The organism is Actinomycetospora lutea (genome assembly GCF_028737205.1).
GTDB classification, from domain to species: Bacteria; Actinomycetota; Actinomycetes; order Mycobacteriales; family Pseudonocardiaceae; genus Actinomycetospora; species Actinomycetospora lutea.
Window position 1 is genome coordinate 48183 of record NZ_JAQZAL010000034.1, and the last position, 14918, is coordinate 63100.

Consider the following 14918-nt stretch of genomic DNA (forward strand, 5'->3'; position numbering starts at 1 on the left):
TCAGGACCGTGGGCGCAGCAGACTGTGTGCTGCCGATCACTCCAGGAGGTTCACCATATGAGCAGGACGATCGACGGATCCGGGATCGACCAGGTACTGGCGGGCGCGGTCGAGGCCGGGGCCGTGCCGCACGTCGTCGCGATCGCCGCCGACGCCGACGGCGTGTTCTACGAGGGCGGCTCCGGGCCGCGGGCCGTGGGTGAGGACGACCAGGTCTCCGGCAGCACCCACTTCCGGATCATGTCGATGACCAAGATGATCGCCACGACCACCGCATTGCAGCAGGTGGAGCGCGGCGAGCTGGACCTCGACGCGCCGGTCGAGGAGTACGTCCCGTCGTTCGCCGGGATCCAGGTGCTCGACGGCTTCGACGGCGACGCCCCCCGGCTGCGCGAGCCCGCGAGCAAGGCCACCGTCAAGCAGCTCGTCACCCACACCTCGGGCCTGAGCTACTGGTTCTGGAACGCCGACATCGGCCGGTACGAGCAGCTCACGGGGCACCCGAACGTGGTGCCCGGCGACAAGCGGGCGCTCTTCGCGCCGACGGTCGCCGACCCGGGCACGCGCTTCGAGTACGGCATCAACACCGACTGGCTCGGCCAGGTCGTCGAGGCCGTCGCGGGCACGACGCTCGACGTCGTCATCAAGGAGAACGTCACCGGCCCGCTCGGCATGGACGACACGATGTTCGCCCTCGACGACGGTCGGCAGGGCAACAAGACCCCGGTGCACGTGCGCGGCGAGGACGGCGCGTGGATGTCGGTCGGCAACTTCCTCCCGGACCACCCCGAGTGGTGGCCCGGCGGGCACGGCCTGCACTCGACGCCCCGGGACTACATCCGTTTCGAGCGCGCCCTGCTGCGCGGCGGCGAGCTCGACGGGACGCGGATCCTGCGCCAGGAGACCGTCGACGCCGCGTTCTCCGACCAGCTCGGCGGCCTCCCGCTGCCGGAGGAGATCGCGAGCGCCGACCCCGCGACCACCGACACGCTGCACCTCGGTCCGGGCTGGACCTGGGGCTACGGGCTGCTGCTCAACACCGAGGACGTCCCCGGCCGTCGGCGGGCGTGGAGCGGTGCGTGGGCCGGCCTGCTCAACACGCACTTCTGGATCGACCGCACGACGGGCATCTGCGCGTCGATCTACACCAACTCGCTGCCGTTCATCTCCGAGCACGAGGCGTGGAAGCTCTACGGCGACTTCGAGTCGGCGCTCTACGCGGCCCTGTGAGGTCCGTGTGACCGGGGACCGTTTGCGTTGTCGTTAGCGGTGCTATGGACTGGGGGCCATGCTCCGTGACAGGCGCGTCGGTCCCGTGGCGCGGCCGACCGGCGTCGCGGGGCCGTCGCGGACCTTTCTCGTCCCCGTGCTCAGCGTCCTGTTCGTGCCCGTCTACGCGTCCGGGTTCGTCGTCGGCAAGATCGCCACCGCACACATGGCGGTCCCGACGGTGCTGCTGTGGCGGTTCCTCATCGCGCTGGTCGTGGTGCTGGTCGCCGTCGTCGTGATGCGCCCGGCCCTGCCGAGCGGACGGGCCTGGGGTCACCTCGTCGTGACCGCCCTGCTGCTGCAGGTCGGGCAGTTCGCCTTCTGCTACTCGGGCCTGGCCGCGGGCGTGCCAGCCGGCGTCACGAGCCTCGTGCTCGGCATGGCGCCCCTGCTCGTCGGCCTGCTCACGCCGCTGGTGCTCGCGACCCGCCTCGGCGCCGCGCCGGTCATCGGCCTGATCGTCGGGGCCTGCGGGGTCTACATCGTCCTGTCCGACCGGCTCGGCGGTGACCTCGGCGCGACGATCGTGCTGCCGGTGCTGGGCGCGCTGTCGATGGCCGCCGGCACGCTGTACCAGAAGCGGTTCAACGACGACACGCCCGTCGCCACGAGCGTCGCGGTGCAGATGGGGACCTCGCTCGTCGTCACCGCTGCCGCGATGCCGTTCCTGGGCGCGTTCCTCGGTGCCGCCTGGCTGCCCTCCGACGCGGCGGGCTGGTGGACCTCCGCGTGGCTCGGCGTCGTGAACTCGGCGGGCGCCTTCGTGCTCATGTTCGTCCTGCTGCGGTGGCGCTCCACGGTGCACGTCAGCTCGCTGCTCAACCTCGTCCCGGCGGTCACCGCGCTCGCCGCCGTCCCGATCCTCGGCGAGCCGCTCACGCTGCACGCCCTCGCCGGGCTCGCCGTCGCGCTGCTCGGCATGTACATCGGGCTCGGGCTGGTGGGGCGACGACGAGGACCCGACCTCACGCACCCGGCACGGACGGACAGGACGGGTGCCTGTGCGGATCGCGCATGACCACGACGTCGCCGCACGGCCCGGGCGTCCGGGGTGGACCCGGCACCGATGAGGTTTCCGCGGCGCGGTCGTCGGTACCTGTGACATCGACTCACGGGAGGCCGGCACGATGCGGAAACTGATCTTCGGGACGAACGTGACGCTGGACGGCTACGTCGCCGCGCCCGGCGACGATCTCGGCTGGAGCGCGCCGAGCGACGAGCTGTTCGCGTGGTGGCTCGACCAGGAGCGGGCGATCAGCCTGTCGCTGTACGGGCGCAAGCTCTGGGAGACCATGAGCGCCCACTGGCCGACCGGCGACCAGCAGCCGGGCGCCACCCCGGCGCAGATCGAGTTCGCGCGGAACTGGCGCGACACGCCGAAGGTGGTGTTCTCGTCGACCGTCGAGGAGGTCGACGGGAACACTCGCCTGGTCAGCGGTGACGCGGCGGCCGAGATCGCTCGGCTCAGGGCCGGGGACGGTGGTCCCATGCGGGTCGGTGGCGCGTCGCTCGCCGGGGCGGCGATGCGCGGCGGGCTGGTCGACGAGTACGCGATCGTCACCCACCCGGTCCTGGTCGGCGGCGGCACACCGGTCTTCGGCGCGCTGGACAGCTGGATGAACCTGGACCTGGTGGAGACGCGGACGTTTCCCGGCGGTGTGGTGCTGACCCGGTACCAGACGAGGCGATGAGCACGACGTGACGCGGGGCTCCTCGACGGTTGGGGGCCCGTTCGTTCAGAGCGTCGCGGGCAGACCCAGCCACGGCTTGTCGGTCGCCTCGAATCCGGTGAGCTCGGCGACCTTCCCGTCCACGACGTGCAGGACCGCGATGTTCAACAACCGGTACTGGTCGTCGTCGGGGGCGCGGAGGTACAGCCCGGCGGCGGGCATGCGGTTGACGGTCGTGGCGATGCAGCGCCAGTCGTCGTGGCCGCGCCGGAAGAGCCCTCCGGACAGCCACCCGTCGACCGCGTCCTTCGCCGTCGTGGTCACCGTGCCCGGATCGGGCACCATCGCGAAGCGCAGGTCGTCGCGCAGCAGGGACGTCAGCCCCGCGAGGTCGTTGCGCTCATGAGCATCCATGTACGACCTGACCACGCCGCGCTCGTCGTTCGACAGCTCGTGCGTGGCGGGGCTGCGCCAGTCGAGGCGGCGGCCGGGCAGCTGGTCGCGCATCGTCGCGCGGGCCCGCTGGAGGGCGCTGGTCACCGAGGCGACGGTCAGCTCGAGGGCGTCCGCGGTCCTCGACGCCGGCCAACCGAGGACGTCGCGCAGGATCAGCACCGCCCGCTGCCGCGGCGGCAGGTGCTGGACGGCCACGATGAACGCCAGCTCGATCGTCTCTCTCGCCACCACCGATTCCTGCGGGTCCACGGGGAGCATCTGGTCGGGGTACGGCTGCAGGTGGGGCAGCTCGGAACCCGGGTCCGGCAGCTCGAACGGTACGGGTGCGCGATCCTTGCGCTTCTCGAGGAAGTCGAGGCAGGCGTTCGTCGCGATCCGGTACAGCCAGGTCCGGAGCGTGGCGCGGCCCTGGAACGACTCGCGCTTGTTCCACGCGCGCAGGAACGTCTCCTGCGTCAGGTCCTGCGCGTCCTCGTAGTTCGCGAGCATGCGATAGCAGTGCACCTGCAGCTCACGTCGGTGGCGCTCCGTGAGGAGCGCGAACTGCGCCGGGTCCCCGGCGCGCACCGCCGCGAGGAACGTGGCCTCGTCGGTGCCCAGCAGTCCGGCGTCGGTCATGGTCATCGATCCTTCCCCCGGGTGCGACGGCCTACCAGGACCGACGACGTGGCGGAGGATTCCTGATCGGTGACGCCGCGGACACCGGGCGAGCGGTCACGTCCGCGGCGGCCGGCGGGGAGACCGGTCGTGTTCCCGATCGGCATCGCGGTGACCTGCACCGACGGTGTGGAGCGGGCGACGGGAATCGAACCCGCGTAGCCAGTTTGGAAGACTGGGGCTCTACCATTGAGCTACGCCCGCGACGGGCCATCGGGCCCGGTTCCACCGTAGCGGATGCGCCCTCCCCGCCCTGTCCGGTGGGTCGAGCGGCGCCCTCGCGGCCGACGGCCGGCGGCCGCACCACGGCTTCGTGAACGATCAGGATCGGAACTTGACCGATCGACTGGAACGGTCCTCCCGGAGTGACGTCCTACGGATAGGCGACGGTAGGGACCGGCTCCTCACCACCATGGGGAGACGGAGCCGCACAACGGAGGAAGGAGACCGGGATGAGCACCGCCACGGAGGTCGTCGACAGGGTCGAGGGCATCGAGGACGACCACATCGTCCGCGGGCTGGACTGAGCTCTCGCGCGACACCGGACCGGGAGGCAGCGGCGCCTCCGCGGTCCCCGCGCCTCGCCCCTAGACTCGCCGTCACGGGGTGTGGCGCAGCTTGGTAGCGCACTCGCTTTGGGAGCGAGGGGCCGTCGGTTCGAATCCGGCCACCCCGACCGTGTGCAACCGGCGTGGACTCGACCGCCGACACCGCCCGCCACGCCGCCGGAGTGACGTGCGAGGTCCTCCGCCGTCGGCTCGTCGCGCAGGACGAGGTGGTGCCCGTGCCCAGGTTCAGCTTCCGGGTCGACGTGCGCGAGCCGCCCGAGCGCGTCATCGGCGCGATGGTCGACTTCTCGGAGCGCCGCCCGGAGATCTGGCCGAACCTCACCGCCCGCCTGTTCCGGGTGCACGCCCTCGGGCCCGGGAGCGCCGACGTCACCGAGGGGACCGCGCTGCCCGGCGTGGACGTGTGGGAGCGCGTGTCCTACGAGTGGACCGACTCGGTCGTCCGCGGCGTGCTCACGGACGGGAGGATCTTCGCGCCGGGCGGCACGTTCGAGTTCCGCGTCGAACCGCGCGGCGAGGGCAGCCGCATCACCCAGGACTACGACCGGCGGTCGAGGACGGTCCTGGGCCGCTGTCTCGGCGCCGTGTTCCAGATGAGCGGTGGCGCCCCGATCAGGCGGACCTTCCTGCAGGTCTACGGCCGACCCGACTGATCACCACCGCACGCGGAGCAGGAGAAGGCTTGTGGCCCCCGCCGGGGGCGCAGGAGGGTGACCTCCTCGCACTCACCACGGAGGTGCCCGTGACCACCAAGAGCACGCCCGTCGAGCTGACCGTCGTCGACACCACCACCGAGGCCTGGCAGGGCTTCCCGGTCGAGTACATCGGGGCGAACCTCGAGCACGTCCCGCTCGTCCAGGACCCCGAGACGGGCATGACCGTGCTCAAGATGGTCTACCGCGCGGGCTTCACCAACCCGTGGCACAGCCACCCCTGCGCCCACGGCGTCTACGTCCTCGAGGGCGTGCTCAACACCCACCAGGGCGACTACCCGGCGGGCAGCTTCGTGTGGTTCCCCGAGGGCGGGGTCATGCAGCACGGGGCGACCCAGGACCAGGACGTCACGTTCCTGTTCATGACGAACAAGCCGTTCGACATCCACTTCGTCGGTGACGAGAGCGATCCGCAGGCGCCGACGATGTGATCCCCCGTGCCCGGTTCCCGCGGGCGACCGGGCACGATGGCGGCGAGCGGTTCACGCGAGCAGCCGCCCCGGCGGCCCTGCCGTGCAGATGGCTCTTCACCGGCAGGGCCGCCACTTCCTCCCCACGGCCACGAATGCGCTCGCCCCGCCCGGGAGGATCGTGTCGTGACCACGACCACCGAGATCCACGGCGTCCCCGTGCTCGTCCTCGACCGCGAGGGTCCGACGATCCGCGACGAGGCGACGGCGCTCGACGTCATCGGCGAGACGTACGGCACGGACGTCGACGTCGTCGCGGTGCCCGTGGAGCGCCTCGACCCGGCGTTCGCGCAGCTCGCGAGCGGGGTGGCCGGCGCGGTGGTGCAGAAGTTCGTCAACTACCGGCTGCGCCTGGTGATCGTGGGCGCGCTGACCGACACGTCCGGGCCCGTCGAGGACTGGGTGCGCGAGGCGAACGAGGGGCGCGAGCTGTGGTTCGTCGCGGATCTCGCGGAGCTGGAGCAGCGGCTCAGCGCGGCGCGTACATGATGACGCCGACGCCGACGAGGCAGAGCGCGGCGCCGACCAGGTCGTAGCGGTCGGGCCGGTAGCCGTCGAGCACCACGCCCCAGGCCAGCGAGCCCGCGACGAACACCCCGCCGTAGGCGGCCAGCACGCGGCCGAAGGCGGCGTCGGGCTGGAACGCGGCGACGAAGCCGTAGAGCCCGAGGGCGAGGACGCCGAGCGCGGCGAACCACCACGCCCGGCCCTCGCGCATCGCCTGCCACACCAGCCAGGCGCCGCCGATCTCCAGGACCGCGGCGAGGACGAAGAGCGCGACGGAGCGGGCGGTCACGGGGCGGACGCTAGTCAGGCCCAGTGCGCGGGTCGCGCGAGGTGCTCCGGCACGGTCGTGGCCGCGTCGCCGCGGGCGGCCTCGAGCTGCGGGGCGGTGAGCAGCAGCGCGCCGCCCAGCCGGGCACCGCGGACGTCGGCGCCCCGCAGGTCGGCGCCGAGCAGTTCGGCGCGGTCGAGGTCGACGCGCCGCAGGTCGGCCCCGACGAGCAGCGCGCCGCGCAGGCGGGCGGAGCGCAGGTCGCGGCGGCGCAGGTCGGCCCCGAGCAGGTCGGCGCCCCGCAGGTCGGGGCCCGACCGCCCGGCGTGCGCCGCCGCGACGACCTCGTCGAACAACGCGCCCGCCTCCCGGCGCACGGCGCCCACGTCGATGCCGCCGAGCGCCTCGGCGGGCAGCGCGACCAGGCGCTCGACCCGGTCGCGGAGGTCCCGGGCCCCGGCGGCCACGGGCGACCGGGCGGCCTCGTCGAGGAGCGCGAGGACCTCGTGCAGCGGGCGCAGCACCTCGAGGGCGTCGAACATCGCCGGCGTCCGGTGGCGGGCGCCGGAGAACGTCACCTGCACGACCTGCTGACCGGCCCCGAAGCAGTCGAACACCGCGCAGCCGGGGAAGCCGCGGGTCCGGAGCCGGTCGTGGATGCCGCACCCGTCGTCGGGGCGCAGGTGGCGGCACGGGGTGTGGGCCGGCTTGTCGACGGCGAAGTCGGCCGAGGCGGCGAACGACGGCCCGACGCAGCACAGCGCCAGGCAGCGCGAGCAGTCCGCCGACCTCGGGGCCGCCGTCACTCCGTCAGCGCCGGGCGCGCTTGCGGCGCTTGGTCCCGTAGCCGGCGAGGACCTCGAACGTCTCGAGGGCACGCTCGATGTTGGCACGGATCTTCTTCATGGGGTCGAGTCCCTCCTCGTGGCGGGCCCCGCGGCGGGGAGCGTGTGCGAGGCGATCCCCACCGTGCCAGGCGGCACCGGACGTGTCCCGCGCTGCGGCGGGGAGGTGCGGTGTCCTCCGAACGGTGGCATCGCTCGGCGTGTCGCCGCCCGGACGAGCGACGCGGAGCCCCGTGCGGGAGACGGGCGGCGAGCGCCGACGACACCCGCCCGCGGGGGCCGTGATGATCGTGAGATCGGCGGTCGGCACGGCGAGATCGGCGGTGTCGGCGACGCGTCGGCACGGGCGCCACGGCGAACGGTCGGGGGTCACGTCTAGACTCGCCGCCACGCCCGGGCGGGCGCGTCAGCAGGTACAGGCACCGGATCGCCGGTGCTCCTCGACCGTGAGCGGTGAGGACGGCCTCCCGCGTCACGCCACGGACCGATCCGCCCGTACGCCCTGGGGATGCGGGCAGGTCACCGCACGAGCGCACGATGGCCCTGCCCCGAGGAGAGACGACCAGTGAAGTCCACCGTCGAGCACCTGTCGCCGACGCGCGTCAAACTCGCCGTCGAGGTGCCCTTCGACGAGCTCAAGCCCAACTTCGACAAGGCCTACAAGAAGATCGCGCAGCAGGTGCGCATCCCGGGCTTCCGCCCCGGGAAGGCGCCCGCACGGATCCTCGACCAGCGCCTGGGCCGCGGCGTCGTCCTCGAGGAGGTCGTCAACGAGGCCGTGCCCGCCAAGTACGGCGAGGCCGTCACCGAGGCCGAGGTCCAGCCGCTGGGCCAGCCCGACATCGAGGTCACCGAGATCGAGGACGGCGACAAGCTCGCCTTCACGGCCGAGGTCGACATCCGGCCCGAGATCACGGTGCCGGACTACGCCTCGATCGCCGTGGAGGTCGACGCCGCCGAGGTCACCGACGACGACGTCGACGAGCAGCTCAAGGGCCTGCAGGCGCGCTTCGGCACGCTCACGGGCGTCGAGCGCGCCGTCCAGGACGGCGACTTCGTGGTCATCGACCTGTCCGCCACCGTCGACGGCGAGGCCGTCGAGGAGGCGCAGACCACCGGGATGTCGCACGAGGTCGGCTCCGGCCAGCTCATCGACGGCCTCGACGAGGCGCTCGTGGGCATGAGCGCCGGCGAGACCAAGCAGTTCACGACGAAGCTCGTCGCCGGCGACCACGCCGGCAAGGACGCCGAGGTCACCGTCTCGGTGCAGACGGTCAAGGAGCGCCAGCTCCCCGAGGCCGACGACGAGTTCGCGCAGCTCGCGAGCGAGTTCGACACCCTCGACGAGCTCAAGGACGACCTGCGCGCCCGCTACGGGCGCGTGAAGAAGATGGAGCAGGGCAGCCAGGCGCGCGACCGCGTGCTCGAGGCCCTGCTGGAGGCGGCCGACGTGCCGCTGCCCGAGTCGGTCGTGCAGTCCGAGGTCGAGGTCCGCGCCCACGAGGCCGTCCACGAGTTCGACCACGACGAGGCGCGGCTCACCGAGTACGTCGAGTCCCAGGGCCAGACCCGCGAGGAGTTCGACACCGAGCTGCGGACCAACGCCGAGCAGGCCGTGAAGACCCAGCTGCTCCTGGACAAGATCGCCGACGAGGCGAACGTGCAGGTCGAGCAGCAGGAGCTCATGGAACGCATCATGATGCAGGCCCAGCGCTTCGGGGTGAGCCCCGAGGAGTACATCCAGCAGGCGCAGCAGGCCAACCAGCTCGGCGCGATCTTCGCCGACGTCCGCCGCGGCAAGGCGCTCGCCACCGTCGTGCAGTCCGCGACGATCACCGGCCCCGGCGGTGCGGAGGTCGACCTCTCGGAGCTCTTCGGCACCGCGGGCGACGTCGAGGGCGAGGCGGTCGACGAGGCCGTCGACGAGGCGATCGAGGACGCCACGGCCGAGGGCGCCGACGCCGCCGCCGGTCCCACCGACGACGGGGCCCAGGTCGCCGACGCCGACACCGACGCGAGCGACCCCGCGTCGCCGAGCTCGCAGGTGGAGGCGGACGCCACCGCCGACACCGAGGTCGTCGGCGCACCCGACTCCACCTCCCGCGCCTGACCCCGCCGGCGCATCCGGCCCGCGCTCCTGGCCGATCCATCGGCCAGGAGCGAACACGGCCCGTCGACGGACTGTCCGGGCCGTCCCGGTGGTTACTGTCGAGGTCGGTGGGCCCGACCGACGCCAGACCGATCACCTCAGCAGAGAAAGCAGGGACACAGGTGAGCCAGCACCTCTCCATCCCGGCCGGGGCGGTCATGCGCTCCACCGGGGGATCGATGACGCTGAACGACTCGGTCTACGAGCGACTCCTGCGGGAGCGCATCGTCGTCCTGGGTCAGGAGGTCAACGACAGCATCGCCAACCAGATCTCGGCGCAGCTGCTCCTGCTCTCCGCCGAGGACCCGAAGAGCGACATCACGCTCTACATCAACTCGCCCGGCGGCTCGGTGTCGGCGGGCATGGCGATCTACGACACCATGGAGTGGATCGAGCCCGACGTCTCCACGGTCGCGATGGGCCTCGCCGCCTCGATGGGGCAGTTCCTGCTCTCGGCCGGCGCCCGCGGCAAGCGCCTCGCGCTGCCGCACGCGCAGATCATGATGCACCAGCCCTCGGGCGGCCTCGGCGGCACGGAATCGGACATCACGATCCGGGCCGAGTCCATGAAGAAGCTCAAGCGCCAGCTCGCCGAGCTCATCGCCGAGCACACGGGCCAGACGTTCGAGCGCATCACCGAGGACTCGGACCGCGACCGCTGGTTCGACCCCTACGAGGCCCTCGAGTACGGCTTCATCGACCACGTCGTGACGCGCTCCACCGAGCAGCGCGGCAGCAACGGCAACGGGTCCGGTTCCTGAGACAGGAGACAGAGCAGATGAGTGAGCTCCACGTGCCCGGCGGCACGGCTCCGGCCTCGCCGAACGCGCGCTACATCCTCCCCTCCTTCGTCGAGCGCACGAGCTACGGCGTCAAGGAGTCCAACCCCTACAACAAGCTCTTCGAGGAAAGGATCATCTTCCTCGGGGTGCAGATCGACGACGCGTCGGCGAACGACGTGATGGCGCAGCTGCTGTTCCTGGAGTCGAACGACCCGGACCGCGACATCACGATGTACATCAACTCGCCCGGTGGCTCGTTCACCGCGCTGATGGCCATCTACGACACGATGCAGTACGTGCGCCCCGACATCGCGACGGTGTGCCTCGGCCAGGCCGCGTCGGCCGCCGCGGTCATCCTCGCCGCGGGCGCGCCGGGCAAGCGCCTCGCCGTGCCGAACGCCCGCGTGATGATCCACCAGCCGGCCACCGAGGGCTTCTACGGCCAGGCCTCCGACCTGGAGATCCAGGCCGCGGAGATCTCGCGCATGCGCCGCCTCATGGAGGACACGCTCGCCACGCACACCAACCGGAGTGCCGAGCAGATCCGCTCGGACGTCGAGCGCGACAAGATCCTGACCGCGCCGGAGGCCAAGGAGTACGGCCTCATCGACGACGTCGTGGCGAGCCGGAAGCTCTCCGCCAACCGCTGATCCGACCGGTCCCGACCCCGGGCCGCCGCCGACGCGCGGTGGCCCCGGGGGAGGTCCGGACGGATGTCGGCGCACCCGGCGCAGCGGGCCGACCGCCCGTCGCGGGAGCACCGACGTGCCCGGGCAGGAGGCGGCGTCGCGGGCTCGCGACCTGCACGATCCGCTGGGCGCGAACCTCCCCGTCCGACCGGGTGGGCAGGTACGGTCAACCACGAACGAGCGCATCGACCGCGGTGCGCCGGAGGGGACACGAGGTCTGCTGCGATGGCACGCATCGGCGACGGCGGTGACCTGCTGAAGTGCTCCTTCTGCGGGAAGAGCCAGAAGCAGGTCAAGAAGCTCATCGCCGGTCCCGGTGTGTACATCTGCGATGAGTGCATCGACCTGTGCAACGAGATCATCGAGGAGGAGCTCGCCGAGGCCGGTGAGGTCAAGCTCGACGAGCTCCCCAAGCCCACCGAGATCCACGAGTTCCTCGACCAGTACGTGATCGGCCAGGACGACACCAAGAAGACGCTGTCGGTGGCGGTCTACAACCACTACAAGCGCGTCCAGGCCGGCGAGAAGAACCGCGAGGGCAGCCGCAACGAGGACGTCGTCGAGCTGGCGAAGTCCAACATCCTCATGCTCGGCCCCACCGGGTGCGGCAAGACCTACCTCGCCCAGACGCTCGCGAAGCTGCTCAACGTGCCCTTCGCGATCGCGGACGCCACGGCGCTCACCGAGGCCGGCTACGTCGGCGAGGACGTCGAGAACATCCTGCTGAAGCTGATCCAGGCCGCCGACTACGACGTCAAGCGCGCCGAGACCGGCATCATCTACATCGACGAGGTCGACAAGATCGCGCGGAAGTCGGAGAACCCGTCGATCACGCGCGACGTCTCCGGTGAGGGCGTGCAGCAGGCCCTCCTGAAGATCCTCGAGGGCACCACGGCGTCGGTGCCGCCCCAGGGCGGACGCAAGCACCCGCACCAGGAGTTCATCCAGATCGACACGACGAACGTGCTGTTCATCGTGGCGGGGGCGTTCGCCGGGCTCGAGAAGATCATCGCCGAGCGCGTCGGGCGCGGCGGCCTGGGCTTCGGAGCCGACATCCGGTCGAAGGCCGAGATGGAGTCGGCCGAGTCGTTCGGCGACACGCTGCCCGAGGACCTCATCAAGTTCGGGCTCATCCCCGAGTTCATCGGCCGCGTGCCGATCGTCGCGTCGGTGTCGAACCTCGACCAGCCGAGCCTCGTGCAGATCCTCACCGAGCCGCGCAACGCGCTGGTCAAGCAGTACCAGAAGCTGTTCGAGATGGACGGTGTCGAGCTCGAGTTCGCCCCCGAGGCGCTGGAGGCCATCGCCGACCTCGCGATCCTGCGCGGCACCGGTGCCCGCGGCCTGCGCGCGATCATGGAAGAGGTCCTCAACCCGGTGATGTACGACATCCCGGGTCGCGACGACGTCGCCAAGGTCGTGGTCACCGAGCAGACGGTGAAGGACAACGTCAACCCGACGATCGTCCCGCGCCAGCCCTCGCGCCGGGAGCGCCGAGACAAGTCGGCCTGAGGACACGGTCCCGCGGGCCGCCGGGCGGGATCAGCCCGCCCGGCGCCCGCCGGAGCCCACCGGCTCGTCGCGTGCGTGGCGGCCGAGGAAAGCGGCGACGTCGGGCATGACCGTCGCGTAGTACACGCCGTCGTGGCGGCCCGGGCCGATGGCGCCGACTTCGGGGCGCGCCAGCCCGATGTAGCGGCGGGTGGCGTCCACGAACGGGTCGCGGTCGCCGCACCAGATGCCCGCGGGCACCGGCGTGATCTCGGGGAAGAAGCGCATCGGGTCGTGGGCCTCCCAATCGGCCCGACCCGCGAACGGGCGCCGCGAGGCGACCCGCCAGTCGGTGAAGAGCCCGGGGCTGATCGCCGCGACCGCCCGCAGCGGACGGCGGCGTCGCATCCGCTCACGGGTGTAGAGCAGCGCACCCGCCCCGCCCATCGACACGCCGGTGACCATGGCCGGCTCGCCGGGGAGGTCGCCCGCCGCCGGCACGTCGGCCAGCCCGCGCTCGCGCAGCCAGACCGGCAGCTCGTCGAGCAGCATGGCCAGCGGGTCGTCGCCGCGCGTGTAGGGGTGCCAGTAGTTGTCACCGCCGTCGACGCCGACCACGGCGAACGGCGGCACCCCGCGGGCCCAGGCGTCGCCGAGCAGGCCGCGGTTGCCCGCCTCGTTCCACCACTGGGCGTTGCCGCGCAGTCCGTGCAGGGCAACGCACACTGGCAGCCGGGCGCGCTCCGCCCCCGGCGGCAGCACGGTGACCAGGCGCACCCGGCGTCCCCGCGCGACGGAGTCGACCCACTCGAGGGTGCCGACGGCGTCGGTCGCCGCGGTGCGCCGCGGCGGGTCGGGGACCCGCTGCGGCGGCGGCGCCGGGTTCTCCTGGCCGACGAGCAGCCCCCCGAGACCCGCGGCCCCGGTGACCCCGAGCGCACCGGCGGAACCGACCAGGAACTGGCGACGGGTCGGTCGGGCGGGCACGGCCGGTGTCCTCCCTCGCTCGGACGGTCCCCGGACGGGGATGCGGCCACGGTACGGGCCGCGGCCGGTGCCTCCCAGGGGCGCGCGGGCGGTCCGGGCCGGTCCGCGCCCGGTCCGGGCCGTCCTACGTGCCGTCCGCCCCGACCAGCGGCGCATCCTCGGTCAGAATGCGCTGCGACCCCGCGTAGACGTTCATCGAGTGGCCGCGCAGGAAGCCCACGAGCGTCATCCCGCTCTCGCGGGCCATCTCCACGGCGAGCGACGAGGGCGCGGACACGGCGGCGAGCACCGGCACCCCGGCCATCACCGCCTTCTGGGTCAGCTCGAACGACGCGCGCCCCGAGACCATGAGGATCGTGCCCGCCGCGGGGACCAGGCCCTCGAGGAGGGCGTGGCCGAGGACCTTGTCCACGGCGTTGTGCCGCCCGACGTCCTCGCGGGCGACGAGGAGCGTCCCGTCGGCGCGGAAGAGGCCCGCACCGTGCAGCCCGCCGGTGCTGTCGAAGACCGCCTGCGCCGCGCGCAGGGCGTCGGGCAGCCCGGCGAGGAGCTCGGGGGTCAGCGTGACCGGGTCGTCGCCGGGGGCGAAGCGCGTCCGCGTGCGCACCGCGTCGAGCGAGGCCTTCCCGCACACCCCGCACGACGAGGTCGTGTAGAAGCGGCGCTCGACCGAGTCGTCCGGGGGAGCCACACCGGGGGCGAGGGCGACGTCGAGCACGTTGTAGGTGTTGCGGCCGTGGTCGTCGACCGAGTCGCAGTAGCGCGCCGTCGCCACGTCCTCGCGGTCGCCGATGACGCCCTCGGTCAGCAGGAAGCCGTGCGCGAGCTCGACGTCGTGGCCCGGCGTGCGCATGGTCACGGCCAGCGGACGGCCGCCGACCCGGATCTCCAGCGGCTCCTCGGCGGCCAGCGTGTCCGGGCGTCGACGCGTCTCGCCGTCGACGATGCGCAGCACCGGACGCTTCACCGTCACGCGTCCCATGAGCGCCTCCGTTCCGTCGCTGTCTGATGTTGCTCTGTGTGCTCGGTGTGTGACCCATCGTCCGATGGGGTAGTCGGCCCGCCACCGGACGGTGTCGGCGTTAGGAGCCATCCATGGCGGGATTCTTCGATCGCTCCTCCATCGTGGCACCACCAGGGTGGAGTCGCTGGCTCGTTCCCCCCGCCGCGCTCGCCGTCCACCTCGCCATCGGGCAGGCCTACGCGTGGAGCGTGCTCAAGACCGGTCTGGGCCAGGGCCTGGGCCTCTCGGGCACCGCCACGGCGCTGCCCTTCCAGCTCGCGATCGTGATGCTCGGGCTGTCCGCGGCCTTCGGCGGGACGATGGTCGAGCGGCGCGGGCCGCGCTGGGCGATGTTCGTGTCGACGGTCTGCTTCTCCGCCGGGTTCGTCATCT

At 72.2% G+C, this 14918-nt stretch carries 15 protein-coding genes, 2 tRNA genes and 1 pseudogene; 12 read left to right on the top strand and 6 right to left on the bottom strand.

The features are described from left to right. Positions 1-57: 57 nt before the first annotated feature. The 3 genes from PHK61_RS27190 to PHK61_RS27200 all read left to right on the top strand — a co-directional run bounded on the left by PHK61_RS27190 (position 58) and on the right by PHK61_RS27200 (position 2960). Complete coding sequence (locus tag PHK61_RS27190; RefSeq protein ID WP_274284158.1) at positions 58-1230, top strand: serine hydrolase domain-containing protein; 1173 nt, start codon at positions 58-60, stop codon at positions 1228-1230. Positions 1231-1288: 58 nt separating this feature from the next. After that, complete coding sequence (locus PHK61_RS27195) at positions 1289-2287, top strand: DMT family transporter (RefSeq protein WP_274284159.1); 999 nt, start codon at positions 1289-1291, stop codon at positions 2285-2287. 109 nt (positions 2288-2396) lie between these two features. After that, the gene (locus PHK61_RS27200; RefSeq protein WP_274284160.1) at positions 2397-2960 is read left to right on the top strand and encodes a dihydrofolate reductase family protein; all 564 of its coding nucleotides are present in this window, start codon (positions 2397-2399) and stop codon (positions 2958-2960) included. Positions 2961-3005: 45 nt separating this feature from the next. Here PHK61_RS27200 and PHK61_RS27205 read toward each other — a convergent pair whose 3' ends face one another. Beyond that, the gene (locus PHK61_RS27205; protein WP_274284161.1) at positions 3006-4013 is read right to left on the bottom strand and encodes an RNA polymerase subunit sigma-70; all 1008 of its coding nucleotides are present in this window, start codon (positions 4011-4013) and stop codon (positions 3006-3008) included. 169 nt (positions 4014-4182) lie between these two features. Then, positions 4183-4256, bottom strand: a tRNA-Gly gene (locus PHK61_RS27210). Between the two features lie 398 nt (positions 4257-4654). Here PHK61_RS27210 and PHK61_RS27215 point away from each other — a divergent pair. The 4 genes from PHK61_RS27215 (at position 4655) to PHK61_RS27230 (ending at position 6293) form a co-directional block, all read left to right on the top strand. Further along, positions 4655-4728 (top strand) — tRNA-Pro (locus PHK61_RS27215). Positions 4729-4743: 15 nt separating this feature from the next. Beyond that, entirely contained in the window at positions 4744-5274 is a 531-nt protein-coding gene (locus tag PHK61_RS27220; RefSeq protein ID WP_274284162.1) for a hypothetical protein, read from the top strand. Between the two features lie 89 nt (positions 5275-5363). Then, entirely contained in the window at positions 5364-5765 is a 402-nt protein-coding gene (locus PHK61_RS27225) for a cupin domain-containing protein (protein WP_274284163.1), read from the top strand. A 165-nt stretch (positions 5766-5930) separates the two neighbouring features. Next, positions 5931-6293: a DUF4180 domain-containing protein gene (locus tag PHK61_RS27230; RefSeq protein WP_274284164.1), complete on the top strand. Its 363-nt coding sequence runs from the start codon at positions 5931-5933 to the stop codon at positions 6291-6293. Here PHK61_RS27230 and PHK61_RS27235 read toward each other — a convergent pair. After that, positions 6274-6600, bottom strand: coding sequence for a YnfA family protein (locus PHK61_RS27235; RefSeq protein WP_274284165.1), 327 nt, complete (start codon positions 6598-6600; stop codon positions 6274-6276). The two genes, PHK61_RS27230 and PHK61_RS27235, sit on opposite strands and share 20 nt — an antisense overlap. A 14-nt stretch (positions 6601-6614) precedes the next feature. Next, entirely contained in the window at positions 6615-7385 is a 771-nt protein-coding gene (locus PHK61_RS27240) for a pentapeptide repeat-containing protein (RefSeq protein ID WP_274284166.1), read from the bottom strand. A gap of 604 nt (positions 7386-7989) precedes the next feature. Here PHK61_RS27240 and tig point away from each other — a divergent pair. From tig to clpX, 4 genes are all read left to right on the top strand, one after another. Next, positions 7990-9534, top strand: coding sequence for a trigger factor (tig, locus tag PHK61_RS27245; RefSeq protein WP_274284167.1), 1545 nt, complete (start codon positions 7990-7992; stop codon positions 9532-9534). A 197-nt stretch (positions 9535-9731) separates the two neighbouring features. Continuing rightward, on the top strand, positions 9732-10334 hold the full coding sequence (locus tag PHK61_RS27250; RefSeq protein WP_274284174.1) for an ATP-dependent Clp protease proteolytic subunit: 603 nt from the start codon (positions 9732-9734) through the stop codon (positions 10332-10334). A gap of 17 nt (positions 10335-10351) precedes the next feature. Next, the gene (locus PHK61_RS27255; RefSeq protein ID WP_274284168.1) at positions 10352-11005 is read left to right on the top strand and encodes an ATP-dependent Clp protease proteolytic subunit; all 654 of its coding nucleotides are present in this window, start codon (positions 10352-10354) and stop codon (positions 11003-11005) included. Between the two features lie 264 nt (positions 11006-11269). Beyond that, positions 11270-12556 (top strand): ATP-dependent Clp protease ATP-binding subunit ClpX, encoded by a 1287-nt coding sequence (gene clpX, locus PHK61_RS27260; protein WP_274284169.1) that lies wholly within the window; start codon positions 11270-11272, stop codon positions 12554-12556. A 30-nt stretch (positions 12557-12586) separates the two neighbouring features. Here the strand turns inward: clpX and PHK61_RS27265 are convergent, their stop codons facing one another. Together PHK61_RS27265 and fdhD are read right to left on the bottom strand one after the other, a co-directional pair. Then, positions 12587-13522, bottom strand: a complete 936-nt coding sequence (locus PHK61_RS27265; RefSeq protein WP_274284170.1) for an alpha/beta hydrolase — start codon at positions 13520-13522, stop codon at positions 12587-12589. Between the two features lie 124 nt (positions 13523-13646). Then, positions 13647-14504 (bottom strand): formate dehydrogenase accessory sulfurtransferase FdhD, encoded by an 858-nt coding sequence (gene fdhD / locus PHK61_RS27270; protein ID WP_274284171.1) that lies wholly within the window; start codon positions 14502-14504, stop codon positions 13647-13649. Between the two features lie 113 nt (positions 14505-14617). On the opposite strand from fdhD, the pseudogene PHK61_RS27275 reads away from it, so the two are divergent. Continuing rightward, a pseudogene (locus tag PHK61_RS27275) lies at positions 14618-14918 on the top strand (MFS transporter); the annotation flags it as partial.

What these genes read in the sequence shown, in the direction of transcription:
- PHK61_RS27255 (WP_274284168.1), top strand. Translation starts at nt 10,352, where the DNA reads ATGAGTGAGCTCCACGTGCCCGGCGGCACGGCTCCGGCCTCGCCGAAC.
- PHK61_RS27190 (WP_274284158.1), top strand. Translation starts at nt 58, where the DNA reads ATGAGCAGGACGATCGACGGATCCGGGATCGACCAGGTACTGGCGGGC.
- fdhD (WP_274284171.1), bottom strand. Translation starts at nt 14,504, where the DNA reads ATGGGACGCGTGACGGTGAAGCGTCCGGTGCTGCGCATCGTCGACGGC.
- PHK61_RS27195 (WP_274284159.1), top strand. Translation starts at nt 1,289, where the DNA reads ATGCTCCGTGACAGGCGCGTCGGTCCCGTGGCGCGGCCGACCGGCGTC.
- PHK61_RS27205 (WP_274284161.1), bottom strand. Translation starts at nt 4,013, where the DNA reads ATGACCGACGCCGGACTGCTGGGCACCGACGAGGCCACGTTCCTCGCG.
- clpX (WP_274284169.1), top strand. Translation starts at nt 11,270, where the DNA reads ATGGCACGCATCGGCGACGGCGGTGACCTGCTGAAGTGCTCCTTCTGC.
- PHK61_RS27250 (WP_274284174.1), top strand. Translation starts at nt 9,732, where the DNA reads ATGCGCTCCACCGGGGGATCGATGACGCTGAACGACTCGGTCTACGAG.
- PHK61_RS27200 (WP_274284160.1), top strand. Translation starts at nt 2,397, where the DNA reads ATGCGGAAACTGATCTTCGGGACGAACGTGACGCTGGACGGCTACGTC.